At 68.7% G+C, this 23,473-nt stretch carries 24 protein-coding genes; 11 read left to right on the forward strand and 13 right to left on the reverse strand.

Going from position 1 to position 23,473, the window contains the following annotated elements; translation table 11 throughout:
- A partial coding sequence (locus O9335_RS11905) for an IS110 family transposase (protein ID WP_298388327.1) occupies positions 1–596 on the reverse strand: 596 nt, incomplete at its 3' end.
- Positions 597–955: 359 nt separating this feature from the next.
- Between O9335_RS11905 and O9335_RS11910 the strand changes: the two genes are divergently transcribed.
- Complete coding sequence (locus O9335_RS11910; protein WP_298388329.1) at positions 956–1,294, forward strand: hypothetical protein; 339 nt, start codon at positions 956–958, stop codon at positions 1,292–1,294.
- A 755-nt stretch (positions 1,295–2,049) separates the two neighbouring features.
- Here the strand turns inward: O9335_RS11910 and miaA are convergent.
- The 5 genes from miaA to mutL all read right to left on the reverse strand — a co-directional run bounded on the left by miaA (position 2,050) and on the right by mutL (position 7,236).
- Positions 2,050–2,979, reverse strand: a complete 930-nt coding sequence (miaA, locus tag O9335_RS11915; protein ID WP_298388331.1) for a tRNA (adenosine(37)-N6)-dimethylallyltransferase MiaA — start codon at positions 2,977–2,979, stop codon at positions 2,050–2,052.
- Complete coding sequence (locus O9335_RS11920) at positions 2,976–3,269, reverse strand: type II toxin-antitoxin system RelE/ParE family toxin (protein ID WP_298388333.1); 294 nt, start codon at positions 3,267–3,269, stop codon at positions 2,976–2,978. Before O9335_RS11920 ends, miaA begins: the two co-directional genes overlap by 4 nt.
- A 15-nt stretch (positions 3,270–3,284) precedes the next feature.
- Complete coding sequence (locus tag O9335_RS11925) at positions 3,285–3,500, reverse strand: addiction module protein (RefSeq protein WP_298388335.1); 216 nt, start codon at positions 3,498–3,500, stop codon at positions 3,285–3,287.
- A 73-nt stretch (positions 3,501–3,573) separates the two neighbouring features.
- Positions 3,574–5,364, reverse strand: coding sequence for a pseudouridine synthase (locus tag O9335_RS11930; protein ID WP_298388337.1), 1,791 nt, complete (start codon positions 5,362–5,364; stop codon positions 3,574–3,576).
- 9 nt (positions 5,365–5,373) lie between these two features.
- Positions 5,374–7,236, reverse strand: coding sequence for a DNA mismatch repair endonuclease MutL (mutL, locus tag O9335_RS11935; RefSeq protein WP_298388339.1), 1,863 nt, complete (start codon positions 7,234–7,236; stop codon positions 5,374–5,376).
- Positions 7,237–7,361: 125 nt separating this feature from the next.
- Here mutL and O9335_RS11940 point away from each other — a divergent pair, with 125 nt between their 5' ends.
- On the forward strand, positions 7,362–8,015 hold the full coding sequence (locus tag O9335_RS11940; RefSeq protein WP_298388341.1) for a DedA family protein: 654 nt from the start codon (positions 7,362–7,364) through the stop codon (positions 8,013–8,015).
- Here O9335_RS11940 and O9335_RS11945 read toward each other — a convergent pair whose 3' ends face one another.
- The 4 genes from O9335_RS11945 to tsaE form a co-directional block, all read right to left on the reverse strand.
- Complete coding sequence (locus O9335_RS11945; protein ID WP_298388343.1) at positions 8,016–9,230, reverse strand: choice-of-anchor X domain-containing protein; 1,215 nt, start codon at positions 9,228–9,230, stop codon at positions 8,016–8,018.
- Positions 9,227–10,108 (reverse strand): hypothetical protein, encoded by an 882-nt coding sequence (locus O9335_RS11950; protein WP_298388345.1) that lies wholly within the window; start codon positions 10,106–10,108, stop codon positions 9,227–9,229. Before O9335_RS11950 ends, O9335_RS11945 begins: the two co-directional genes overlap by 4 nt.
- A gap of 153 nt (positions 10,109–10,261) precedes the next feature.
- Positions 10,262–11,605 carry an N-acetylmuramoyl-L-alanine amidase gene (locus O9335_RS11955; RefSeq protein ID WP_298388346.1) on the reverse strand — a complete coding sequence of 448 codons (1,344 nt, stop codon included), beginning with the start codon at positions 11,603–11,605 and terminating at the stop codon, positions 10,262–10,264.
- A complete protein-coding gene (gene tsaE / locus O9335_RS11960; protein WP_298388348.1) occupies positions 11,602–12,075 on the reverse strand; it encodes a tRNA (adenosine(37)-N6)-threonylcarbamoyltransferase complex ATPase subunit type 1 TsaE in 474 nt (157 codons plus the stop codon). The genes O9335_RS11955 and tsaE overlap by 4 nt, the downstream gene beginning before the upstream one ends.
- A 26-nt stretch (positions 12,076–12,101) precedes the next feature.
- On the opposite strand from tsaE, the gene queG reads away from it, so the two are divergent.
- Positions 12,102–13,199, forward strand: coding sequence for a tRNA epoxyqueuosine(34) reductase QueG (gene queG / locus O9335_RS11965; protein WP_298388350.1), 1,098 nt, complete (start codon positions 12,102–12,104; stop codon positions 13,197–13,199).
- Here queG and O9335_RS11970 read toward each other — a convergent pair.
- Positions 13,181–13,993: a hypothetical protein gene (locus tag O9335_RS11970; RefSeq protein ID WP_298388352.1), complete on the reverse strand. Its 813-nt coding sequence runs from the start codon at positions 13,991–13,993 to the stop codon at positions 13,181–13,183. The two genes, queG and O9335_RS11970, sit on opposite strands and share 19 nt — an antisense overlap.
- Before the next feature lie 139 nt (positions 13,994–14,132).
- Between O9335_RS11970 and xerD the strand changes: the two genes are divergently transcribed.
- From xerD to O9335_RS11985, 3 genes are read left to right on the forward strand one after another with little or no spacing between them, the layout of a single operon-like run.
- Complete coding sequence (gene xerD / locus O9335_RS11975; protein WP_298388354.1) at positions 14,133–15,050, forward strand: site-specific tyrosine recombinase XerD; 918 nt, start codon at positions 14,133–14,135, stop codon at positions 15,048–15,050.
- 2 nt (positions 15,051–15,052) lie between these two features.
- Positions 15,053–16,159 (forward strand): YbdK family carboxylate-amine ligase, encoded by a 1,107-nt coding sequence (locus O9335_RS11980; protein WP_298388356.1) that lies wholly within the window; start codon positions 15,053–15,055, stop codon positions 16,157–16,159.
- Positions 16,156–17,367, forward strand: a complete 1,212-nt coding sequence (locus tag O9335_RS11985) for a hypothetical protein (RefSeq protein WP_298388358.1) — start codon at positions 16,156–16,158, stop codon at positions 17,365–17,367. The genes O9335_RS11980 and O9335_RS11985 overlap by 4 nt, the downstream gene beginning before the upstream one ends.
- On the opposite strand, the gene O9335_RS11990 is transcribed toward O9335_RS11985, so the two are convergent.
- Both O9335_RS11990 and O9335_RS11995 read right to left on the reverse strand, forming a co-directional pair.
- Complete coding sequence (locus O9335_RS11990; RefSeq protein ID WP_298388360.1) at positions 17,358–17,834, reverse strand: Lrp/AsnC family transcriptional regulator; 477 nt, start codon at positions 17,832–17,834, stop codon at positions 17,358–17,360. The genes O9335_RS11985 and O9335_RS11990 overlap by 10 nt on opposite strands.
- A gap of 49 nt (positions 17,835–17,883) precedes the next feature.
- On the reverse strand, positions 17,884–18,420 hold the full coding sequence (locus O9335_RS11995; protein ID WP_298388362.1) for a GNAT family N-acetyltransferase: 537 nt from the start codon (positions 18,418–18,420) through the stop codon (positions 17,884–17,886).
- A gap of 47 nt (positions 18,421–18,467) precedes the next feature.
- Here O9335_RS11995 and O9335_RS12000 point away from each other — a divergent pair, with 47 nt between their 5' ends.
- The 5 genes from O9335_RS12000 (at position 18,468) to O9335_RS12020 (ending at position 23,471) form a co-directional block, all read left to right on the forward strand.
- Positions 18,468–19,070 carry a MarC family protein gene (locus tag O9335_RS12000; RefSeq protein ID WP_298388364.1) on the forward strand — a complete coding sequence of 201 codons (603 nt, stop codon included), beginning with the start codon at positions 18,468–18,470 and terminating at the stop codon, positions 19,068–19,070.
- Between the two features lie 237 nt (positions 19,071–19,307).
- Positions 19,308–20,606 (forward strand): isocitrate lyase, encoded by a 1,299-nt coding sequence (aceA, locus tag O9335_RS12005; protein WP_298388366.1) that lies wholly within the window; start codon positions 19,308–19,310, stop codon positions 20,604–20,606.
- Between the two features lie 168 nt (positions 20,607–20,774).
- Positions 20,775–21,803: a hypothetical protein gene (locus tag O9335_RS12010; RefSeq protein WP_298388369.1), complete on the forward strand. Its 1,029-nt coding sequence runs from the start codon at positions 20,775–20,777 to the stop codon at positions 21,801–21,803.
- A gap of 75 nt (positions 21,804–21,878) precedes the next feature.
- Positions 21,879–22,640 (forward strand): ABC transporter substrate-binding protein, encoded by a 762-nt coding sequence (locus O9335_RS12015; RefSeq protein ID WP_298388371.1) that lies wholly within the window; start codon positions 21,879–21,881, stop codon positions 22,638–22,640.
- A gap of 48 nt (positions 22,641–22,688) precedes the next feature.
- Positions 22,689–23,471, forward strand: coding sequence for a DUF2189 domain-containing protein (locus O9335_RS12020; protein WP_298388373.1), 783 nt, complete (start codon positions 22,689–22,691; stop codon positions 23,469–23,471).
- Positions 23,472–23,473 lie beyond the last annotated feature (2 nt).

Raw genomic sequence — 23,473 nt, forward strand, 5'->3', positions numbered from 1 at the left:
CCCGAGACGATGGCGCGCACGATGGCTTGGCCGGTGGCGCCGGCCACATCGGCAATCACGCTGGTGAGCTGCAGGTTCATCTGCACCAGGGCCTTTTGCTGGTGCTGAACCGCGCGGGCTTGGGCGCGCAAGAGTGCATGGCGCTGGCGGGCGAAGGCGCGCAGGGCCACCACGCCGTCGCCCGGCCGGAAGGCACCGCGCAACAGGCCGTAGCTGTGCAGCTGCTGCAACCACTGGCAATCCAGCACATCGCTCTTGCGGCCGGAGACGTTCTTGACGTGGCGGGCATTGACCAGCAGCACCTCGAAGCCGCGCGAGGACAGCAGCTCAAATAGCGGGATCCAGTAGACGCCGGTGGACTCCATGGCCACGGTGTCCACGCTGCACGCGCGCAGCCAGTCGGCCAAGGCGATCAAGTCGGCCGTGAAGGCGCGGAACTCGCGCACGGGCTCGTCGTCCCGGTCGGGCGACACGGCCACGAAGTGCGAGCTGCCGCCGATGTCGATGCCGGCGGCGTTGGGATGGGTGATGCGCAGCGCAGGGCCGCGCGAAGAAGGGGATGCAGGGGTGGGGATGCCGGGATTGCGTCGGGCCATGGCTTGCTCCTAGAGTGCAGGACTGGACACGTGGCACCGGATCGGGTACGTCGTCGCGATCACTCTCTCAAACGGGATGCCGCCAAGTCACCTTGTCGGGACAACTTGAAGGCTCACCACTGTCGATGACGCAGCCCATGACCACGCTAACCCTCGGGCGGCGATGCGCACCATTGCTGCTTCGGTCTTCCCCGGTGCCACGTTCCAGCTTGCGCCGCACACCGCGATGCTGGCAAGCGCGACAAGAGTTTCTTCAGGCCGATTTGCGGCGCGGGGCGGCCGATTACTCCGCTAACCAGTCATTGCAGCCGACCGGCCCGCCGCGCGGGCCGGTCGGCTGAATTCAAACGTTGGACTTCATGAAGACCGTTGAAACTCACACGCACAGCTTCCCAGAAGCGACCTGGCCTTTTCACGCGCCTCAAAACGCTTTGGCCATATCGACAAACCCTGTCATGCGGGATGGCTTCCCCATCCTGCTAGTGAGCCACGATTCCGATGGCATCTGGCAGGTCCTCTGCAACACGACCACGAAGGAAGCAGACTGCATCGTGGTGTGCCTTGGGTGCTGCTTTGAGCGCGATCAGTCCATCGGCGAACTCTCAGATCTGCCTCCGGGTTGGATGGCAGAGCGGGAGAAGCCCGGCGAGCAGTGGTCTCGGCGTCCTGCTGCCCAGGAGGACGAGCATGAGGTCTAGCGGGTCGTTCGACACGGACACGCCGCTGCAAGGCGCCGGTCAACTCCAACGTTGGGCCGCACATGGATGAACAGAGCCAGTTCGGAGAGCTGCTTAGCGCCGCTAGGGACTACCTTCCTCCGAGTGTCCTCACTACATGCCTTGGCCTCAATGAACATGGTGAGTGGGAAATCGCGTTGGGTCATTGCATACATCACCTGCAAGGCGTTCAGCTTCCCTCTGCTGTCTCGGCCATGCTCGTTGCCTGCGAGCAGCGGTTTGGCACTGGCACTGGCAGTGGCACTGGTGCTGCACAGCGCAGGCCCACCCAGTCGCTCTGCCGGACAGTTTCCGGCCGTCGGTGAGCTCGCACGTTAGGTGGCAATGCATTCATGTCGTTCAGCTCGCATAGAACCAAGGTCCATGACGAATCCATTCCTCTGGATCAGCGTGCATCTCACGCACGTTCATGTGCATTGCACGTCGCGAACAAGCTTGGTGTAGCGCGGGAAACTGTCATCGAGGCAGTTGCACGTGAAACGGGAATTAGTCTTCACGCGCCGAACACCAGCGAGCGCTTGGCCGCCGCTTTTCAGTTCTTGGATGCTTTGCGGCAAGGCAGGGAGAGCATCAGTGCTTAGTCAGATGGCATTTGCACAGGACTTGCCGTCCCGCCTTTCGTTGCAGCCGACCTGCGCCAGTTGCACAGGCTGGTCGGCTGAATTCAAACGTTGATGTACTGCCTCTATCTCCCAGTACCTCACGCCGCACCGCCCTCACACCAAGCCCGCCACCCTCAACCACGCCTCGATGCGCTCGGCCGCGCCCTCGCGCCGGGCGTCAATGGCCTGGCGGCGCGGCATGCTCCGCAACCAAGTGATTTGCCGTTTGGCCAACTGCCGCGTGGCGGCTTGGGCTTTGTCGCGCAAGGGGCCCAGGGCCGGCGGGTCGGCTTGGTCTAGCGCTTCCCACACTTGACGGTAGCCCACGCAGCGCATGCTGGGCAGGTCCAGGCTCAGGTCGCCGCGCTGGCGCAGGGCGCGCACTTCGTCGACGAGGCCGGCGTCCAGCATGGCGTCGAAGCGGGCGTCCAGGCGTTGGTGCAGCCAGGCGCGGTCCTCGGTTTCGATGCTGATGAGCGGCCAGTCGACGCCGGGTTCTTTGGGCGCTTGGGCGTGCCAGTCGCTCAAGGGGCGGCCGGTCACGCGGAAGACCTCCAGCGCGCGTTGGATGCGCTGGGCGTCGGTGGCGTGCAGGCGCTCGGCGGTGACCGGGTCCACCCGGGCCAGCTCGGCGTGCATCGCCGGCCAGCCGCGTTCGGCGGCTTCTTGGTCGACGGCGGCGCGCACCTCGGGGGTACTGGCGGGCAGCTCAGAGAGCCCATCGCACAAGGCCTTGACGTAGAGCATGGTGCCGCCCACCAGCAAGGGCAGCTTGCCGCGCGATTGGATCTCGACCACCAAGCGCTTGGCGTCGCGCACGAACTGGGCGGCGCTGTAGCTCTCCAGCGGGTCGAGGATGTCGATCAGGTGGTGCGGCACGGCCGCCTGTTCGGCGGCGCTGGGCTTGGCGGTGCCGATGTCCATGCCGCGGTAGACCAGGGCCGAGTCGACGCTGATGATTTCCAGCGGCAGCGCTTGCGCCAAGGCCAGCGCAGCGGCGGTTTTGCCGGCCCCGGTGGGGCCGACGAGGATCACCGGGCTCATTGCCGTGCAGCGCCGAACGCAGGATCGCGGTGCTGGTGGCGCACCACCAGCACGCGCAGATGCTCGCCATCAACGCGGTAGATCAGCGAATAAGGGAAGGTCCGAAGCGGTTGGCAGCGCCGGCCTTCGCCGCTGGGTGTTCCCAGCAGCGGCTGTTGGCTCAGCAGGTGCAGCTGCTGCTCGACGGCGTCGAGAAAACGTCGGGCGATGCCTTGGCCGGCCTCGTGGCGGTAAAAGTCGAGCGCTTCTTCAAGGTCTTGTGCGGCGAGCCGGTGGAGCGTGATCCGCATCGGTCAGCGCATCGGTCAAAGGCTGCCGCGCAGACGGGCCAATACGGTGCCAGCTTCCAGCCATTCCTGGGGCTGCGCTTGAGCTTCGCGTTCAGCGGCCAAGCGATCCCAGGCGGCATCACGCTCCTGGTCCTTGTCCAGGCTGGCCACGACTTTGTCCAGCAGTCGTGCACGTTCGGCCGGCGGCAGTTGCAGCAGCTCGGCTTCCAGGGTTTCGAGGGGCAGGCCCATGACGGATCCCAGTCGGTTCAATGTCGGCGCATTTTGCCGCCTTGGCCCCTCTGGCGATGAGGCGGCCATTGCGTCAGAAGCGCTCCCAGGGCGCCAAGTAGCGCCACTGGCCCATGGGCAGGTGCGACAGGGGGATGCGGCCAATGCGCACGCGCTTGAGGGCCAGCACCTGCAGGCCCACGGCCTCGCACATGCGGCGGATCTGGCGCTTGCGCCCCTCGCGCAGCACGAAGCGCAGCTGGTCTTCGTTGGCCCAGCTGACCTTGGCCTCGCGCAGCTGCACGCCGTCCAGCTCCAGGCCGTGGTTCAGCAGGGCCAGTTGGTGCTCGGGCAGGGCGTGCATGGGGTGGCTGCCTTCCTCGGCGCCGGGCAGGGCCACGCGCACGAGGTACTCCTTTTCGACGTCGCTGTCGTCGCCGATGAGGTGCTTGGCCACGCGGCCGTCTTGGGTGAACACCAGCAAGCCGGTGGAGTCGATGTCCAGGCGCCCGGCCGGGGCCAGGCCGCGCAGGTGGTTGGGGTTGAAGTTCAAGCCCTTGGCGGTGGGGTCGTCGGCCCAGCGGTTGGCGGCGGTGACCAGGCTCACGGCGGGCTCGTAGCCGTCTTCAGGCTGGCCGCTGACGACGCCGATGGGCTTGTGCAGCAGGATGGTGACGCGCTGGGCCTGCAGCTCCTTGGCGCGCGGGTCGATGTCGATTTGGGCGTCGGCCGGGATGCGCTGGCCGAGCACGGCCACCGCGCCATTGACGAGCACGTAGCCGGCACCGATCCACTCGTCGGCCTCGCGGCGCGAGGCCAGGCCGCGGTCGGCCATCACCTTGGACAGGCGCTCGCCATCCTCGTTGGTGTTGGTGCGAGCCGGCGCTTCGCGTTCGGGGCGCGGGGCGCGTTCCTCGAAGCCGCCGTGGCGCTGGGGGCGCTCGCCTTCGGGGCGCTGCGGGCGGTCGCCGAACGAGCCGCCGTCGCGGCGCGGGGGACGGTCGCCGAAGGAACCTCCGTCACGGCGCGGGGGGCGGTCGCCAAAGCCGCCGCCATCGCGGCGGGGCGGGCGGTCTCCGAAGCCGCCGCCGTCGCGGCGCGGAGGGCGGTCGCCGAAGGAACCTCCGTCACGACGCGGGGGGCGGTCGCCGAAGCTACCGCCTTCGCGACGCGGGGGACGGTCACCGAAGGAGCCGCCATCGCGACGCGGGGGACGGTCTCCGAAGTTGCCGCCTTCGCGGCGCGGGGGCCGGTCGCCGAAGCTACCGCCCTCGCGCCGCGGAGGGCGGTCGCCGAAGCAACCGCCATCGCGACGCGGCGGGCGGTCACCGAAGCCGCCACCCTCGCGGTGCGGAGGACGGTCGCCGAAGCTGCCGCCATCGCGACGCGGAGGGCGGTCACCGAAGCTGCCGCCATCGCGACGCGGAGGGCGGTCACCGAAGCCGCCACCCTCGCGGTGCGGGGGACGGTCGCCGAAGTTGCCGCCATCGCGACGCGGGGGACGGTCACCGAAGTTGCCGCCATCGCGGCGCGGAGGGCGGTCACCGAAGCTGCCGCCTTCGCGGCGCGGGGGACGGTCGCCGAAGCTACCGCCTTCGCGACGCGGGGGACGGTCACCGAAGCTGCCGCCTTCGCGGCGCGGGGGACGGTCACCGAAGGAGCCGCCGTCACGACGGGGCGGGCGGTCGCCGAAGGAGCCACCGTCGCGGCGCGGGGGGCGGTCGTTGGCCTCGCGACGCTCGCGGCGCTCGCGGTCGGCTTGAGCCTCGGCCAGGGTCGGGCGCTTCTTGGGCGTGTTGATGCCGCGCACGGGCGCGCGGTCGCCGCGGCCAGCGGGCTTGGCGCCCGGGTTGAGGGTCAGCTTCTTCTTGGGGGTGTCGGTCATGGGGTCTCCTCAGCGCCCGCGCAGGAACAGCGCATCGAGCTCGCGCAGCGTGAGCTGCCGCCAGGTGGGGCGGCCGTGGTTGCATTGGTCGGCGCGCTCGGTGCGCTCCATGTCCCGCAGCAACGCGTTCATTTCAGTCAGGGTCAGTTGGCGGTTGGCGCGCACGGCGGCGTGGCAGGCCAGGGTGGCCAGCAGGTCGTGCTGCGCGCGTTCCAGCGCGTGGCTGCCACCCACGGCGGCCAGATCGGCCAGCACGCGGCGGGCCAGGCTCACCAGGTCGGCGCCTTCCAGCAGGGCCGGGCGCGAGCGCAGAGCCAGTTGCTGGGCGCTCAGGGGGCTCAGGTCCAGGCCGAGCTGCTGCAGCGCCTCTTGTTGCGATTCGCAGGTGGCGATTTCCTCGGCGCTGGCGGCAAACACCACGGGGATGAGCAGGGGCTGCGCGTCCATGCGCGCGGCCAAGGCGGCTTTGAAGCGCTCGTACAGCACGCGCTCGTGGGCGGCGTGCATGTCCACCAGCACGAGGCCGTGGCGGTTCTCGGCCAGCACATAGACGCCGTGCAGTTGGGCGATGGCGCGGCCCAGGGGCCAGTCTTCGAGCTGGGCCTCGGGGGCGGCAGCGGCCCCAAATGGCGCGGTGGGCGCTTCGGCATCCGGCGTGCTGACGCTGGCGCGCAGCAACCACGCGTCTCGGTTCGGGTCGTAGCGCGGCTCGGCCAGCGCAGCGCGTGATGTCCAGGGGAGCGTGCTTTGCTGCGGCGCGGGGTTCCACCGGGGCAGGTTCTCACCGGCCAGGGTCAAGGCGGGCGGGGGGCTCGCTGCCGACAGGTGGGCTTGAGGGGGCGACGCCTCCAGCTCAGCGCGCGAGGCGGCCAAGGTTTGCTCGGCCAAGCGACGCAGCTGCTGGTGCAGGCCGCGGCTGTCGCGAAAGCGCACCTCGATCTTGGTCGGGTGCACGTTGACGTCCACCAACTCGGGCGCGATGTCGATGTGCAGCGCGTAGCTGGGCTGGCGCTGGCCGTGCAGCACGTCGTCGAAGGCGCTGCGCAGGGCGTGGGCCAGGGTGCGGTCGCGCACGAAGCGGCCGTTGACGAACAGGTACTGCTGGTCGGCGCGGCTGCGGGCGGCTTCGGGCAGGCCCAGGCGGCCTTCGATGCGCAGGGGGCCGGCGGCCCAGCTCAGGCTGCGGCTGGCGGCCACGAAGTCCTCGCCCAGCACCTCGGCCAGGCGTTGGTCCAGGCGCGAGGGGCGCCACTGGGCGGCGAGCTTGCCATCGGCCCACAGGGCGAAGCCGATGTCCGGGCGCGTGAGCGCCACGCGGCGCAGGGTTTCCAGGCAGTGGGCCTGCTCGGTGGCTTCGGTTTTGAGGAACTTGCGGCGCGCTGGGGTGTTGAAGAACAGCTCGCGCACGTCCACCGTGGTGCCGCGCGTGCGGGCGGCGGGCTGCAGCTCGCCGCTGCGGGCGTCCAGGCGGGTGGCGTGGGCGGCGTCGGCGGTGCGGCTGGTGATGGACAGGTCGCTGACCGAGGCGATGGCGGCCAGCGCCTCGCCGCGGAAGCCCAGGCTGCCCACGGCTTCGAGCTCGGCCAAGTTGCGGATCTTGCTGGTGGCATGGCGGCGCAGCGCCAGGGGCAGTTCGTCCGCCGGGATGCCCTGGCCGTCGTCTTCGACGGTGATGGCGCGGATGCCGCCTTCGAGCAGGCGCACCGTCACCTGGCTGGCGCCAGCGTCGATGGCGTTGTCCAGCAGCTCGCGCACCACGGAGGCCGGGCGCTCGACCACTTCGCCGGCGGCGATCTGGCTGATCAGCTCGTCGGGCAGTTCGGCGATGGGGCGCCGAGGCGGGGCCTGGGGCAGGGGGGGCGTGTCGATCAAGGCAGCAGGTGCGGGCGGCGGGCAACCCCCGAGTATCCCAGCCGCTCCCCCGAGGCGGGGGGTTTTCGCTGGGGGCTTGGCCCCAGCGGCTGGAGGGGCCCAGCGCCGCACCGAAAATGTTGCCCATGGAACTGGCACTCTGGCTCATCGACTTCATCCTCCACGTGGACAAGCACATCGCGGCTTTCGTGGGCACTTACGGCGTTTGGGTGTATGCCCTGCTGTTCGCCATCGTGTTCGTCGAGACGGGCCTGGTGGTGATGCCCTTTTTGCCCGGGGACTCGCTGCTGTTCGTGGTGGGGGCCTTGTGCGGCGCCGGGTTGATGAACCTGCCACTGGCCATGGGCGTGCTCATCGCTGCGGCCATCTTGGGCGACCAAACCAACTACACCATCGGCCGGTACTTCGGTCCCAAGGTCTTCCAGTGGGAGGACAGCCGCTTTTTCAACAAGCGGGCCTTCAACACCGCCCACGAGTTTTACGAAAAGCATGGCGGCGTCACCATCATCATTGCGCGCTTCATGCCCTTCATCCGAACCTTCGCCCCCTTCGTGGCTGGCGTGGCGGAGATGAATCGCAGCAAGTTCACCCTTTACAACGTGGCGGGCGCGCTGATTTGGGTCATCAGCCTGACGGTGCTGGGCTACCTCTTCGGCAACCTGCCCTTCGTGAAGGAGCATCTGTCGAAGTTCATATGGGCTTTGATCATCGTGCCCGGCCTGATCGCGATTGGCGGCGGCTGGCACGCTCAGCGCAAGGCCCAGCGCGCGGCGGCTTGATCAGGGGCCGCCGCCCAGCCGCTTGAGGGCGTCGGCGGCGGCGTCCACGTCTTTGCGCAACTCCGCCAGGTATCGGTCGCGCTGCTCGCTGGGCCAGGCGTCGGGCGAAAAGCGGGCCAGTGGATGGGCCTGGGTGCGGTGCACGGCGCCGGGCAGGCGCGGCAGCATCACGCGGTCGGGGAAGGTGTTTTCGCGCAGCAGGAAACCGTCCACGTCGCGCAGGGTCAGCGGGAATGCGGGCTTGAGGTCGTGCAGCAAGCGCCCGTGAACCCACAGCCGCACGGTTTGCGGGCCGGCCTTGAGCTCTTCGTTGAACAAGGCCAGGGCGATGGGCTGGCCGCTGGCGTCGTCGATGCGGCCGTTGACGACGTAACGGCCCGGTTGCTGCACCTCCAAGCGCAGGTCGAGGGCCAGGGCGCCCTGTTGAACCGACTCGGTCACGCCCGGCAGCCAGCGGCCCGCGCTGCCCGGGTCGTGCATGAGATCGAAGTAAACAAACCCAGGCTGGCCGCCGTAGCTCATCCACAGTTCCAGGCGGACGCGGCCTGCGAAGGTGTTGAACCCTTGTCGAGACGGCGCCATGGTGGCCGTGTACACACCGTCACCCGCGACGTCATCGCCCGCTTGCCCGTCATCGGTGGGCACGAGGGGACGCCCCACGGTTTGCGCGGTGCGGCCAGGCTCGGTCACCTCCTGGATGACGGCGCGCGTGAATCGCAGAGGCAGGGCTTGGTTTTGAGCATTCACCAAGCTAACGGTGACCCGGCTGCTTTCGTCGCCACTGGTGAAGACGCGCTCTTGCGTGGTCCGCAACTTGACGCCGTCCATGGGCGTGCCGCCTGGCGTGCGCAGCGGGTGCTCTTCGGCGATGGGCTGAAACGGCTGCAGCTGGTCGGGGTGCTCGCGAGCCGGGCGAGACTGATGCGGGTAGCGCGCGTGGGTCTCGTAGGTGACCAAGGCCTGGCGGGCTTGATCGAAGCGCTGCTGCGCCAACTGGCGCTGAGCCTCGCGCTGGCGCATGCCTTCGGCGCTCAAGGGCGACCCTTGCGGCGTGGACGCTGGCGGCGCGGGGGCTGCCAGCGCTGCCGGGAGACGGGGCACCCCGGCGGAGGCCAAGCCGGCGGGAGCTTGCTCGCCGGCTGGCCGTTCCCACCCCCACCACAGCAAAGCCAGCGCCGCGACGCCCAGCGCCGCGGCCCAGCGGCCGGGACTCATTGCGCGCTGTTGACCACGTCGGTGCGCATGCGGCCCACGATGCCAGCCCAGTTGTTCGCGTTGTAGTGGTTGAAGGCTTCACCGTCGTCACGGAAGGCCACGGTGTGGTTGGTCCATTTGGCCCGTCCGCCTTCGGCGGCGGCAGTGCCCAGGGTCAGGTCGTTGCACCACCAGTCGGACGGGTTGCAATAACCGCCGCCGCTGTTGCCGCTGATGCCGCCGCTGGAGTGGTAGGCGATGGCCTCGTCGTCTTGTCCCGGCAGCAGACCGCTGTAGAGCGTGCCCCTGGCGCCGGCATACAAGTAGAAGATCTTGCCTTGCGTCAGGTTGTGGTTGTAAAGCGCCCGGGCGGTGCTTGTTTTGAGGTCGGACACGAGGGGCTCGCTCAGTGCCCAGTCGCCTGCGTTCGCCAACTCGCTGCCACCACCGGCCCCGCCGGCCACGCGCACCCACTTGATGTTCCAGCCCGCCTGCGTGCCGCCGCCCGCGTTGCTGCACTGACCAGCGCTGTTGGGGGTGGGCGTTTTGATGCTGCGTGTGCTGGTGCCGTACAGCGCCAAGGCGTAGCCGATCTGCAAATTGCCCGCCGAATGCGCGGCGATGTAGCACCAGTTGTTGCCCGTGCAATAGCAGTCCAGCGCGTCGCGAACCCGACCGTTGGTGTTGGCGATGCTGTTGTAGCCGTCCCAGTTGACGGACTTCTTGTTCACCCCTGCCGCCGTGGTGGCGGGCCCCCAGTAGCGGAAGTCGGCGTGGTTGCCCACCGTGGCGCTGTTGGAGCGTCCGTTGATCCAAAGGGTGTAGTTCGTGGCCACGGCGTAACCGGACACGGCGAGCAGCACGGCGGCGCCCAGGGCCAGGCGAAGGGTCTTGCGCATTCGGGGAGTCTCCAGAGTTTCCGCCCCAAGGGGACCCCGACGGCGTCGTCGCGGGGACCGGCGGAGGGTCTGCGACCAGGGCCAGCGAGTGTGAAACCCGCTGTAACTCGGGGCAATCCGGACTTTTACCTCGGCAAAAGTACCGAGGGCGACTCAAGCGCTGCCGTCGGTCACGCGTCCGCCCGGTCGGCGGTTGAGGTGGCGCATCAGGCCCTTGGCCAAAGCGTCGACCAGCTGAGCCTGGTAGCTCGGATCGCGCAGCTTCTTCTCCTCTTCGGGGTTGGAGATGAACGCGGTTTCGACCAGGATGCTCGGGATGTCGGGCGCTTTGAGCACGGCAAAGCCGGCCTGCTCCACGCGCGGCTTGTGCAAGCGCCCTACGCGCCCCAATTGGCCCAGCACCTGGCTCCCCAGTTGCAGGCTGTCGCGAATCTGGGCGGTGGTGCTCATGTCGGCCATGGCCCGCAGCACCGCGCTGTCCTTGACGTTGCGGATGTTCAATCCACCCACCGCGTCGGCCTGGTTTTCGCGCTGGGCCATCCAGCGTGCGGCCGCGCTGGAGGCGGCGCCGGTCGACAACGCGAACACGCTCGCTCCACGGGCCTCAGGGCGCAAAAAGGCGTCGGCATGGATGGAGACGAACAAGTCGGCGCCCACCCGCCGTGCCTTGCGCACGCGCTCGTGCAGGGGCACGAAGTAGTCGGCGTCGCGCGTCATCAGGACGCGCATGTTGGGCTCTTGCAGCAACCGGTCGCGCAGTTGCTGGGCGATGGAGAGCACCACGTCTTTCTCGCGCAGACCGGAGGGGCCGATGGCACCAGGGTCTTCGCCGCCATGCCCCGGGTCCAGGGCGATCAACCGCAGACGGGCGACCTTGCCCGACGCCGGCTTGGGGGCCGCTGGCGGCTTGGGAGCTGTCGGTTGGGGTGCGGGGGGCGGCGCCGGTTGGGAGGCGGACACGGGCGCCTGCGCGCGCTCGGCCTCTCGGCGCTGCAGCCAATCGCCCAGGGCGTCGTTCACATCGCCCACGGCCTGCTGGGCATTCGCTTCGCGCTCGGCGATCAGCTCCGCCAAGGGGTCCTTCGGCTGCGCAGCGTACAAGTCCAACACCAGGCGGTGCTGGTAAGCCGCCACCGGTGCCAGGGTGAAGACCTGCGGAGCCACGCCTTGCTTGAGGTCGAACACCAAGCGCACCACCCGCGGCTGGTACTGACCCACCCGCACCCCGGCGATGTAGGGGTCGTCGGCGGGCGGCTTGGCCACCAACTCGCGCAGGCGGTTGGACAGGGACAGACCGTCGATGTCGATGACCAATCGTTCGGGCGCGTGGGTGACGAAATGGGTGGCGGCCAACAGGCGGTCGCTTTCCAAGGTCACCCGGGTGTAGGCCTGGGACGGCCACACCCGCACCGCCACCAGTTGCGCATCCCCGGGTTGGGCGCGCAAGGGCAGCGACCAAGTGGTCAGGCCCAACTGCAAGAGCAAGCGGCGCTTCATGCCCAAGCCTCCAGCAAGCGCGCGCCGAGAGGGCTCAGCGCTTGCGCTTGCACGCGGCGACCATCGCCTTCCGGTTCGAGGGTCAGCCGAACATCGGCAGCCCCCAGCAAGCCAGCGGCTTTGTCCGGCCACTCGACCAGCCTCAAGTCAGGCCCCGCCAGCAGTTCTCGAAACCCGGCGTCTTCCCACTCGCGCGGGTCGCCGAAGCGGAAGAAGTCGAAGTGATGAGCCTGGCCTGACGGTAGCGCGTGGGTCTCAAGCACCGCATAGCTGGGGCTCTTGATGCGCCCCGACACGCCCAAAGCTCGCAACAGGCCACGAACGAAGGTGGTTTTGCCCGCCCCCAGGTCGCCCGCCAGCAGCAACAGGGCGTGGGGCAAGCCTGGGGCCTGGGCCAAGCGCTCGGCGGCCGCCAGGGTGGCGGCTTCGTCGGGCCAATGCAAAGTGAGCGAGGGCAGGGGGGCCGTCACGGGTGGGCGGTTTCTAAAATTCAGCCATGACCCAAGCCACCGACGCCAGCCCCGTCCTGCCGGGGGCCGCACTGGTGGCCCAGATCCAAGCCTGGGGGCGGGCGGCCGGATTCTCCCAAATCGGCATCGCCCCCATCGATTTGGCGGAAGCCGAGCCCGGCTTGCAGGCCTGGCTCGCCGCCGGATTCCACGGCAGCATGAGCTACATGGCCCGCCACGGCTTGAAACGCGCCCGGCCGACGGAACTTGTGCCCGGCACTGCGAGCGTGATCAGCGCCAGGATGGATTACCTGCCCCGCCAAGCGCCCGAAGATTGGCAGGCGGTGGAATGGCGCGGTTTGGCGCAACCCGCGCAGGCCCAGGTGAGCCTGTACGCCCGTGGACGTGACTATCACAAGGTGCTCCGCCAGCGCCTGCAGGCGCTGGCCGACCGCATCGCCGCGCACGTGGGGCCCTTCGGGCACCGCTGTTTCACCGACTCGGCCCCCGTGCTGGAGGTAGAACTGGCCCAGCGCGCTGGCCTGGGCTGGCGGGGCAAACACACCCTGCTGCTGGACCGCGAGGCAGGCTCCCTGTTCTTCCTGGGCGAGATCTATGTCGACCTCTGCCTGCCGCGCAGCGAGCCGGTTTCGGCCCATTGCGGGCACTGCAGCGCCTGCCTGGACGCCTGTCCGACCCAGGCCATCGTCGCCCCTTACCGGCTGGACGCGCGACGCTGCATCAGCTACCTCACCATCGAGCACGCGGGCGAGATTCCCGTTGAATTCCGCGCCGCCCTGGGTAACCGCATTTACGGCTGCGACGACTGCCAACTGGCCTGCCCTTGGAACAAGTTCGCCCGGCGCAGCCCGCTGCCCGATTTCGACCCGCGCGAGGGCCTGCGCGCCACCGAATTGCTCACGCTGTGGGCGTGGGACGAGGCCGAGTTCTTGCGGCGCACCGAAGGCTCGGCCATCCGCCGCATCGGTTACACGCGCTGGCGGCGCAACTTGGCAGTGGCGCTGGGCAATGCGCGGCGGGCTGGCGAGCCGGTGAGTGACGCCCTGCGTGCCGCTTTGCCCCACGCCGACCCGCTGGTGGCCGAGCACATCCGCTGGGCGCTCGATCAGGCCATCGCGCGGTAGCAGGCGCCGTCTTCCTCGCTGCAGAAGGAGGCGAGCAGCGCGGTGTCGATCGCCTGACCGGGCAGCGCCAGTTCCTCGTTCGGCCAGCGCTTCACCAGCGAGCCATTGGCGGCGCCGGCCGACCACCGGGGTGGGCAGGCGCGACGGTGTTGCAGGGTGGCGCCGCCGTGATGGTTGGCGATGAGCCGGCTCTCGTTCATGGCCCAGGGCTCGACGTACGCGTCGGCTGCGGCGTCCACGTCGTGAAAGTAGGCTCGGGCGCTGTCGGCCTTCAGCTTGCGGCGCACGGTGCGCGTGATCAGGCCTTGCAGGCGGTCGAGTTCGGCCCCACTCAGGCCGGACAGTTGCTCGCGCCAAGGCGCCCAGGACGGATCGGCGGCCAAGCTCGCCGGCAGGCATCGCAGCATGGCTGCCACCGCATCGCGATGCGGCGCCACAGCGGTGGGCGTCAGACGTGGCACGGCCTGCTGCGGGCATCGGATCTCGACGACGCGCGGCTTGCTGGGCCCCGAACACCCATCGTGGTGGTAGTACTCCCCCTGACTCAAGCGCCCTTTGCTGGAGCGCCCGCGCACATCGCGGTAACTGGGGTGGCGGGTGGCCAGCTTGTGGCACACCACCAGCCCCGTGCGATCCACCAACTGTAAAAAGGCCTCGCGCCAAGGGGACGCGAGGAGGGTGTCGTGCAGGTAGTCGTCGCCGGCGCCTTCGGCCCCGCGTTCGATCACGAGAACAAAGGGCCGGGGCCGGTGCACGGCCCAGGACAGGCCGGCAAATTCAAGCAACTGGGACATGGGTGAATTGTCCGGGCTCTGCGCAACGGTCGGATCGACCCGGCGCCCCGGCCGCCGCCCAGCGCCCAACGCAACACCCTGTGGCCCAACTCGGTCTTCACACCGCACTAGGATGCGCGCCCCACTCAATTGACCCTGCATGCGCGACCGTCCCACCCCGCCCGAATTCGTCCCGCCGTCAGGCATCGCGTTGTTCGTGCGCGCCCTGTGGTTGGAGGAAGGTTTGAGCGACAACACCCGCGCCGCCTATGCCCGGGACCTGCACGCCTTGGCGCTGTGGTTGCACCAACAGGGATCGAGCCTGGACGCCGCGCAGGAGTCCGACCTGCTGGCCTACGCCAGTGCACGCCACGCCGGCAGTCGCGCCAGCAGCGCCAACCGCCGTTTGAGCAGCTTCAAGCGCTACTACCGGTGGGCCCTGCGGGAGTCCCGCATCCCGGCCGACCCCACGCTGCGCCTGGGCGCCGCCAAGCAACCGTTGCGCGTGCCCAAGACCCTGGGCGAAGCCCAGGTCGATGCCCTGCTGACGGCACCCGGCGAGGACACACCCCAGGGTTTGCGCGACCGCGCCATGTTGGAGTTGATGTACGCCAGCGGACTGCGCGTGAGTGAGTTGGTCGACCTGCCCAGCGTCGGCGTGAACCTGCGCGATGGCGTCGTGCGCGTGAGCGGCAAGGGCGGCAAGGAGCGATTGGTCCCCATGGGGCAGGCGGCGGTGGCGGCGGTGCAGCGCTACGTGGCCGAGGCTCGCGCGACTTTGCTGGCGGGGCGCAGCAGCCACGCGCTCTTTGTCACCGTCCAAGGTGCGGCCATGAGCCGGCAGATGTTCTGGCGCTTGATCAAGCGTTACGCCGTGCAGGCGGGCATCTTGGGCAGTTTGTCGCCGCACACGCTTCGACATGCGTTCGCCACCCACTTGCTCAACCATGGCGCTGACTTGCGCACCGTGCAATTGCTGCTGGGCCACGCCGACCTGAGCACCACCCAGATCTACACCCACGTGGCCCGCGAACGACTCAAATCCGTGGTGGCCCAGCATCACCCGCGGGGCTCATGAGCATGGAGGACGTTCGACTCGGGTTGGAAGAAGAACTGATGGTGCTGGACCCAGGCACCTTGGCTCTGGTGCCCCACGACATCGAGCAAACCTGGGCACGGTGGCCTGAGCGACGCGAGCGGCTGGGTCGCGAGATCCATCGCGCGGCGCTGGAGCTGCGCACCAGTGTGACCCGCCATCCCGACGCCTTGCTGCGCGACGTCACGCAGCAACGCGCCTGGGCGCGCGAGGCGGCCAATGCACAAGGGCAATGGGTGGGCGCCGCCGGACTCCATCCCACCGCCCCGCATTGGGATCAAGCCCTGCACGAGGGCGACCCCCACTACGCCCAGTTGCTGGATGCCTTTGGCGATGTGGCACGCGGCGCGTGCACCTTCGGCCTGCACCTGCACCTCGGTCTGCCCTCGGACGACGCCCGCAGCCGCTTGTTCCTCGTGCTGCGAGAGCGCTTGCCCCTGGTGCAAGCCATCAGCGCCAACGCCCCTTTCAGCGAAGGGCGCGACACCGGCTTGGCCAGCTTTCGCGCCAGTTGGCTGGGCCGCTACCCCCGCATGGGCGTGCCCGAGCCCTGGCCCGACGCCAGCGCCTGGGAGCACCATGTGGCGCGCTTGCGCCGAACCGGCTGCCTGTCGCCCGAAGGGGCCCCTTGGTACGACCTGCGCCTGCACCATCGGCTGCCCACGGTCGAGCTGCGCGTGGCCGATGCCCTGGGCGACTGCCAGCGGGTTTGGCTCCTGGCAGCCTGGGGGGCCTGCTGGGCGTGGACGGTGGCGCACGAACGGCCCCAGGCCCAGGTGCCCCATCCCACGCCCACGCCCTTGCTGCAAGAAAACCATTGGCGAGCCAGACGGCACGGCGCCCGGGCCAAATTGGTGGACTGGCGCCAGGATGTCGAGCACCCCTTGTCGCACTGGCTGGCTGACGAAGCCGAAGCCCTCGCCCCGGCCGCACGGGCGCTGGGCCTGGGGCCGCGGTGGCCCGATCGGCTGAAGCCAGCCGCCGAAGCCGATGGCGCAGCGTGGCAGAGGGCGCAGCACGCCAGCGGCGGCTTCGAGGGCCTCTTGAAGGCCTTGGTGCAGCAAACCAACACGGCGTGGGAGCCCGCATGAGGCCCGGCCCCTGGGGCCGCTCGCTGTTCGCCCCCGTAACCTTCGAGTGGGCGCGGCACGGCACCCAAGCGTGGCGCCAAGCTTGGCAGGCTGGCTTGGGGGAACGCGCGCCGGCCGAGCAATTGGGCGCCACGCCCCTGCTCATGCAGCCCCGCTTGGTGCAGCGCCTGAACGAGCGAGCGCAGGCCCTGACGGCCTGGCTGCACGCCCAGCGCGGCCTGTGGCAGCGGCCGGATGACCCCCCGATGGATGTGATCAGCGCCGACCTGGCCCTCGTGCTCGACCCGGGCGATGCCGAAGGCTGGGACCTGCGCTGGGTCGAGTTCCAGGCCTTCACCTCCGTCGGCGCCACGATGGATTGGCTGCACGAGTTGGCCGTGCACCAGTGGCCCGAGACGGCGGCGCTGGACCCCCACGGCACGGGCTTGTCGGCCGGCGCCTGGGCGCAGGCCTGGCGGACCTGGGTGTCGGGCGGCCACCCGGCCGATCAAGTTCGCGTGCTGGAGCACCAGCCGCAAGCCCAGCGCACGCGCTGGGACTTCGTGGCCTTGGCCCAGCGCCACGGTTGGGCCCTGATCGAGCCCGACGAGTTGCAGCCGGGCCCTGAAGGCCTGCGCTGCCGCGCCTCGGGCCAGCCCGTGGCGGCCCTGCTCAACCGCCTCGTGCCCAACCACTACCCGGGCCGCGACAGCGACCACTGGGCCGCTGTGCAGCGGCAAGAGGGGGTGCACTGGCACAGCGCACCGGCCTTGTTCGAGCGGGTGCACAAAGGCCTGATGCCTGCTTGGCACGCCCAAGACCCGACGCAGCGGGTGGAGGCCGCCGACGCAACCGACTGGGAGAGCCTGGGCCTGCCCCCAGAGGCCCTGGTGCTGAAGCCATGCTTGGGGTTTGGAGGCGAGGCCGTGGCCTTGAGCCCGGACCGCACGACCCTGCGTGATCGGGCCCGCCGCGCGGCGCCCGGCACGTGGATCGTCCAAGCTTTGCACCGCGCCTTGCCCGTGCTGGAGGCCTCAGACGGTGTGCCCCTGGCGCTGGAGCTCCGCTTGATCCTCGACCCGAGTGACCCCGCCGCACCCATCTGTCGCAGCCGATTGGGGCGACTGCGGCGCCTTGAGCATGGTGGGTTGTCCAGCGCCCGCGCGTGGCAAGGACTGCCCGGGCAGGGGCAGGCCCTGCTGCTGAGCCCGTACCCCGCTCAGGCCTGAGTCACAGGCAGGGGGGAGGGTGCCTTCACCTCCTCCAGGCACACCATCGAACGCACGTCGGCGATGCCTTTGATTTGCATGAGCCGGTCGGTCAGCAATTGGCCCAGGTGGCGCAGGTCGGTGGCCACCACCTTCAGCAGGTAGTCGCTGTCGCCGCTGACGGTGTGGATTTCCAGAACCTCGGGGAAGTCCCGGAGTTGGCGCTCGATGTCGCGAACCCGCTCGAAGGCACCGCCTTCGATGTTCACGCTGACGAAGGCCGTCACGGCCAAGCCCAAGGACGGCCCGCTCACCAGGGCCCGGTAGCCGCGCACGATCCCGCGCTCTTCCAGCGCTCGAACCCGCCGGAAGCACTGCGGCGCGCTGAGGTGAACATCGGCCGCCAAGTCCACATTGGAGATGCGCCCATCGCGCTGCAGGACTTCCAGAATCTTGCAATCGATGGCGTCCAGCTTGCTGTGTTCCATGCTTTCAATCCCCTGCGTGCACGTTTGTTTCGGATGGTAGCAAGCCTGCTCACCCGGAGGCCGGGTGCCGCACCGCCCATTCGGCGGCCGTCAGCTCGTGCACGGCCACCTGGGTGTCGTACCAAGCCTCCATCCCCCGGTAGCGCATGCCCAGGCGTTCCATCACCTTGGCCGAGGCTTCGTTGGCGGGGTGGCGAACGGCCAGCAGCACGGGGGCGGCCAAACGGTCGAACGCGAAGGTGGCCATCGCCACGGCGGCTTCCGAGGCCAAGCCCTGGCCCCAGTAGTCGGGGTGCAGCCGCCAACCGATTTCCAAGGGATGGTGGGTTTCTCGGCCCAGGTGTTGGATGCAGCCTGCGCCCGCGACGCGGTTTCGGAGCGGGTCGATGAACGCCCACCAGCTGTAGCCCCATTCCGCCCAGCGCGCTTTCACGCGCTCGATGGCCGCCTGGGTTTCTTCGCGGGTTTCCGGCCGTCCGGTGATGTACTGCATCACCTCCGGCAGCCGGCCCATGGCGTGAAGGCCGTCAAGGTGCGCGTCGTCGAAAGGCTCGAGGCGCAAGCGAGCGGTGGTGAGGATGGTCAAGGCTTACCCGAGTGGCGGTGCGTGGTGCGCAGCGTAACGTGGGGGCCATGGACCACACCTTCCTTTCCGCCCTCATCTTGCTGCTCTTGGTGTTGGACCCCTTGGGCAGCTTGCCGATCTTCATCCCCATCATGCGGGACGTCCCAAAACCCAGGCGGGTGCGCGTGGCGCTGCGCGAGGTCGGCCTCGCCTTTTGCGTGCTGATGGCCTTCATGTTCTTCGGGGAATCGTTCCTGCGGGTGATGCACTTGTCGGAACGCTCGTTGGAAGTGGCGGGCGGGGTCATCTTGCTGATGGTGGCCATCCGCATGATCTTTTCCAGCCACGGCGAGTCTGTGTACGGCACAGCGCCAGGTCGCGAGCCCTTCATCTTTCCGCTGGCCGTGCCGCTTTTGGCTGGTCCCTCTGCCATGGCCACCGTGCTCTTGTTGGCGTCCCGGCAGCCGGAGCGGATTGGCGAATGGATCGGCGCTTTGGCGGTGGCCATGGTGGTCAGCGGGGTGCTGCTGCTCAGCGCCGAGCGCATCCGCCGCTGGGTGGGGGATTCGGTGGTGTCGGCACTGGAAAAGCTGATGGGGCTGGTGCTGACGGCCATCGCGGTGGAAATGATCTTGGCCGGCTTGAAGCGCTACTTCGTGGGCGGCTTGTGATTTTCATCATGCGAAATTGTCATTTCGCATGACGGCATGGCGGGCACCGACCTCTCGGTTGAATTTCTTGAGATGAAAAGAAGTTGTTCACGATGTGGAATGGCTCACGCAAGCCATTGATTTTATTGGGCAAGGCTTTCTAGGGAGGGCACTCCACCCGTCAACACGACGAAAGCATCCAGACCTAGGCTTGAGCCCGTTCCCGCTTTCTTCTTCTTGACCTCCAGGAGTGTTGACATGAGCAAAACCACCCGCGAACAACAAGCCGCCGCCCTCGAAAAGGACTGGGCCGAAAACCCCCGCTGGGCCGGCATCAAGCGCGGCTACACCGCCGCCGACGTGGTGCGCCTGCGCGGCTCGGTGCAGATCGACCACACCCTGGCCAAGCGCGGCGCTGAAAAGCTGTGGGGCCTCGTGAACAGCGAGCCCTTCGTCAACGCCCTGGGCGCCCTGACCGGCAACCAAGCCATGCAGCAGGTCAAGGCCGGCCTGAAGGCCATCTACCTGTCCGGCTGGCAAGTGGCTGGCGACGCCAACAGCAACGGCGAGATGTACCCCGACCAATCCCTGTACTCGGTGGATTCGGTGCCCAAGGTCGTCAAGAAGATCAACGCCACCTTCGCGCGCGCCGACCAGATCCAGTGGAGCGAAGGCAAGGACGACATCGACTTCTTCGCCCCCATCGTGGCCGATGCGGAAGCCGGTTTCGGTGGGGTGCTGAACGCCTTCGAACTGATGAAGGCCATGATCGAAGCCGGCGCCGCCGGCGTGCACTTCGAAGACCAACTGGCCAGCGCCAAGAAGTGCGGCCACATGGGCGGCAAGGTGCTGGTGCCCACCCGCGAGGCCGTGGCCAAGTTGGTGGCTGCCCGTTTGGCCGCTGACGTGATGGGCGTGCCCACCTTGTTGGTGGCGCGCACCGACGCCGAAGCCGGCGACCTGGTGACCAGCGACATCGACGACAACGACAAGCCCTTCTGCACGGGCGAGCGCACCGTCGAAGGCTTCTACCGCACGAAGAACGGCCTGGACCAAGCCATCAGCCGCGGCCTGGCCTACGCCCCGTACGCCGACCTGATCTGGTGCGAGACGGGCAAGCCCGACCTGGCCTTCGCCAAGGCCTTCGCCGACGCGATCCACGCCAAGTTCCCCGGCAAGCTGCTGGCCTACAACTGCTCGCCCTCGTTCAACTGGAAGAAGAACCTGGACGACGCCACCATCGCCAAGTTCCAGCGCGAGCTGGGCGCCATGGGCTACAAGTTCCAGTTCATCACCTTGGCCGGCTTCCACAGCCTGAACTACTCGATGTTCAACCTGGCCTACGGCTACGCCCGCAACCAGATGAGCGCCTTCGTGGAGCTGCAAGAGGCCGAGTTCGCCGCCGCCGAGCGTGGCTTCACGGCCGTGAAGCACCAGCGCGAAGTGGGCACGGGTTACTTTGACGCCATCACCACCACCATCGAGGCCAACGCCTCGACGGCCGCCTTGAAGGGCTCGACCGAAGACGAGCAGTTCTTCGACGCCAAGCACGGCTGATCGCTCTCCGTTGTTTGCAACGTTTCAGGCCGCCTTCGGGCGGCCTTTTTTCATTCATGCACGCAACGGAAGAAGCGTTGGTCTTTGCACAAGTTCACGCGGCTGACACGCACCGCCCGCGCGAGGCCGCGCACACTGCATCTCGTTGCTCAACCGTCGCTCCTCGTCATGCGCCTCGTCCTTCGCTCCTTCATCGGCACGTGGTTGCTGGCCTGGCTGACCGCATGCGGCGGCGGAGGCGGCGGCACGCCAGCCACAGCGCCGGCCCCCACGCCGGTGCCGGCGCCAGCGCCCACGCCCTCGGTGGAGCGAGAGGTGCTGCCCAGCCTCACGGATGCCGGCATTCGCACCGCCTTGGAGCCGCACCGCGTGCGAGCGCCCAGCCCCGGCACGACCGCCAAGGGGCGCCTGCTGGTCTTCTTGCCGGGCACCGGTGCCACACCCGCGCTGTACCGCGCCATCTTGCGCGTCGGTGCCGACCGGGGCTATCACGCCATCGGCCTGAACTACCCCAATGCCGATGCCGTGGGGGTGCTGTGTCTGAACAGCCTGGACGCCGATTGCCACGGCAAGGTGCGCAACGAGGTCATCAACGGGGTGGACAGCAGCCCGCTGGTGACCGTCACGCCCACGGAGTCGCTGCTGAACCGGCTCACCCAACTGCTGCGATGGCTGAACACACAGGCGCCCGGTGAGGGATGGGGGGGCTTCTTGCTGCCCGGTGGGGCCTTGGATTGGAGCCGCATCACCGTGGCCGGCCACTCGCAGGGCGGCGGGCATGCGGCTTGGTTGGCGCAGCAGTTCCTGGTGCAACGGGCGGTGTACTTTGCCTCGCCCGCCGACTGGGATTCGCGCAACGACCGCCCCGCCGCTTGGGTGCTGCGCGGGGCCATGGCCACGCCCAGCGCCCGCCAGTGGGGCTTCATCCACGAGGACGACCCGCTCGTGCCCGTGAACACCGCCACCCGACTGTGGTCGGCGCTGGGCCTGCCGGGAGCGCCCACCCGCGTGGATGGGCTACCGGCGCCTTGGGGTGGCAGCCAGCAACTGCTGACGCGCCTGCCGCCGGCGCCGGTGGTCGGCAACGCCTCGCCGGCTTACCACGGCGCGCCGGTGGCCGATGCCGCCACGCCGGTGAGCGCCGACGGCACCCTTTTGTACGCTCCCGTATGGATTGCTTTGGCCTTTCCGGACTGAGTCGGCCGCGACGTCTCCCCCAAGGTCCCCAACTGGGCTACGCTGACAGCAATGCCCTGCACGCCGCCTCGCCTCATGCCACTGTCCCGCCGGGTCGCCCTGGTGGGCATGGCGGGTGCGGCTGTGCCGGTGGCGGCGCAGCCCAGGGTGGGCGAAGCGGCGCGCACCCTGACCATGTTGAACACGGTGTACCCGCCGTTCGTGAACCCGCCGGACCACCCTTTGGGCGAAGGCATGGACGTGGAGTTGGCCCGGGAGGCGCTGCGTCGCGCGGGGTACGGCATGCGCGTCGAGCTCGTGCCTTGGCGGCGGGTGCTGCTCCTGCTGCGGCATGGGCAGGGCGACTTCACCACCACCATCAGCCGCCGCGAGGACCGCTCGGACTACTTGCACTGGAGCCCGGCCTACCGGCTGGGCGCCAACTACCGGTTGTACGGTCGCAGCGGCGCGCCGTTGGAGATCCACGCGCTGAGCGATTTGGCCGGGCGGCGGATCGGGGTGATCGAGGGCTTCCACTACCCGCCCGTTTTGTTGCGACAGCCCGGTTCCGTCATGGTGCCTGGCCGCGACATCGGCTCCCTGGTGGCCATGTTGATGGCCGAACGCACCGACGTGATGCTGGTGACCGCCATCGCCGGCGCCTGGGAGATTCGGCAGCGCGGCTTGGACGCGCGCGTCCAGCGTCAGCCCTACGAGTACACCAGCGACAGCCCCAACTACCTGGCCTTTGCCAAGGCTCGCGTCGACGCCAAGGTGGTTCAGCAGGTGGGGCGAGCCCTGGTGCAATTGCAGCGCGATGGCACGCAAGCGCGAATCGAAGCCCGCTACCGCTTGTGAAGCGCCCCCAGCAGCCTGGCCCGCCACAATGAGCGCATGGCTGCTTCCATGAAAACCGCCGCCGAGCAAGCGGGAGCCGTGCGGCTGCGGGTCCAACCCCTGTCGCGTCCCGGGGTCTGGCTGCGTGCGGGCTGGCAAGACTTTCGCCATTGCCCGGGCCCGGGTTTGCTGCACGGCGCCCTGGCTTGGCTGTTTGGCTTCGTCCTTCTGCAGGGGGCGGCCGACCGTTTTTGGCTGCTGGCGGGGGCGTTCACGGGCTTTCTATTGGTGGCGCCCATCGTCGCCACGGCCTTGTACGCCGTCAGCCGGGCGTTGCAACAAGGTCGGAGCGTGGGTTGGCGCTTGGTCGTGGAGAGCTGGCGCCCCAACCATCCCAACTTGATGGCCTTCGGGCTGCTGCTCGGGCTGGCTGGCACGGGCTGGGTGCTGACCTCGGCAGCCCTGATCACGGCCTGGGCGCCGGCCCCGGTCAACAGCCCGATGGACTTCGTGCGCCTGGTGGTGCTGGCGCAGGACGGCTGGCTGTTCGAGGCCTGGCTGCTGCTGGGCGCGGTGTTGGCCGCCCCGGTTTTTGCCTCCAGCGTGCTCACCATCCCACTGCTGCTGGACCGTCGCATCGGGCTTTGGGCGGCCGTGTTGGTGAGTTGGCGGTGCGTGGTGGACCTGCCCGTGCTGATGGCCCTCTGGGCGGCGTGCCTGATGGGCTTGACCGCCTTGGCCATGGCCCCCGCCTTGCTGGGCCTGCCCGTGCTGCTGCCCATCCTGGCCCACGCCAGTTGGCACGCCTACCAGGACTTGGTCGACGCCAGCGCTGTGCCGCAGCGGACTTGAGC

The organism is Inhella sp. (genome assembly GCF_027532025.1).
GTDB lineage: Bacteria > Pseudomonadota > Gammaproteobacteria > Burkholderiales > Burkholderiaceae_C > Inhella.

Excerpts from the sequence above, each read along its gene's own strand:
- O9335_RS11910 (WP_298388329.1), top strand. The coding sequence starts at position 956 with ATGAAGACCGTTGAAACTCACACGCACAGCTTCCCAGAAGCGACCTGG.
- miaA (WP_298388331.1), bottom strand. The coding sequence starts at position 2,979 with ATGAGCCCGGTGATCCTCGTCGGCCCCACCGGGGCCGGCAAAACCGCC.
- O9335_RS11920 (WP_298388333.1), bottom strand. The coding sequence starts at position 3,269 with ATGCGGATCACGCTCCACCGGCTCGCCGCACAAGACCTTGAAGAAGCG.
- O9335_RS11925 (WP_298388335.1), bottom strand. The coding sequence starts at position 3,500 with ATGGGCCTGCCCCTCGAAACCCTGGAAGCCGAGCTGCTGCAACTGCCG.
- O9335_RS11930 (WP_298388337.1), bottom strand. The coding sequence starts at position 5,364 with ATGACCGACACCCCCAAGAAGAAGCTGACCCTCAACCCGGGCGCCAAG.
- O9335_RS11940 (WP_298388341.1), top strand. The coding sequence starts at position 7,362 with ATGGAACTGGCACTCTGGCTCATCGACTTCATCCTCCACGTGGACAAG.
- O9335_RS11945 (WP_298388343.1), bottom strand. The coding sequence starts at position 9,230 with ATGAGTCCCGGCCGCTGGGCCGCGGCGCTGGGCGTCGCGGCGCTGGCT.
- O9335_RS11950 (WP_298388345.1), bottom strand. The coding sequence starts at position 10,108 with ATGCGCAAGACCCTTCGCCTGGCCCTGGGCGCCGCCGTGCTGCTCGCC.
- O9335_RS11955 (WP_298388346.1), bottom strand. The coding sequence starts at position 11,605 with ATGAAGCGCCGCTTGCTCTTGCAGTTGGGCCTGACCACTTGGTCGCTG.
- queG (WP_298388350.1), top strand. The coding sequence starts at position 12,102 with ATGACCCAAGCCACCGACGCCAGCCCCGTCCTGCCGGGGGCCGCACTG.
- O9335_RS11970 (WP_298388352.1), bottom strand. The coding sequence starts at position 13,993 with ATGTCCCAGTTGCTTGAATTTGCCGGCCTGTCCTGGGCCGTGCACCGG.
- xerD (WP_298388354.1), top strand. The coding sequence starts at position 14,133 with ATGCGCGACCGTCCCACCCCGCCCGAATTCGTCCCGCCGTCAGGCATC.
- O9335_RS11980 (WP_298388356.1), top strand. The coding sequence starts at position 15,053 with ATGGAGGACGTTCGACTCGGGTTGGAAGAAGAACTGATGGTGCTGGAC.
- O9335_RS11985 (WP_298388358.1), top strand. The coding sequence starts at position 16,156 with ATGAGGCCCGGCCCCTGGGGCCGCTCGCTGTTCGCCCCCGTAACCTTC.
- O9335_RS11990 (WP_298388360.1), bottom strand. The coding sequence starts at position 17,834 with ATGGAACACAGCAAGCTGGACGCCATCGATTGCAAGATTCTGGAAGTC.
- O9335_RS12000 (WP_298388364.1), top strand. The coding sequence starts at position 18,468 with ATGGACCACACCTTCCTTTCCGCCCTCATCTTGCTGCTCTTGGTGTTG.
- aceA (WP_298388366.1), top strand. The coding sequence starts at position 19,308 with ATGAGCAAAACCACCCGCGAACAACAAGCCGCCGCCCTCGAAAAGGAC.
- O9335_RS12010 (WP_298388369.1), top strand. The coding sequence starts at position 20,775 with ATGCGCCTCGTCCTTCGCTCCTTCATCGGCACGTGGTTGCTGGCCTGG.
- O9335_RS12015 (WP_298388371.1), top strand. The coding sequence starts at position 21,879 with ATGCCACTGTCCCGCCGGGTCGCCCTGGTGGGCATGGCGGGTGCGGCT.
- O9335_RS12020 (WP_298388373.1), top strand. The coding sequence starts at position 22,689 with ATGAAAACCGCCGCCGAGCAAGCGGGAGCCGTGCGGCTGCGGGTCCAA.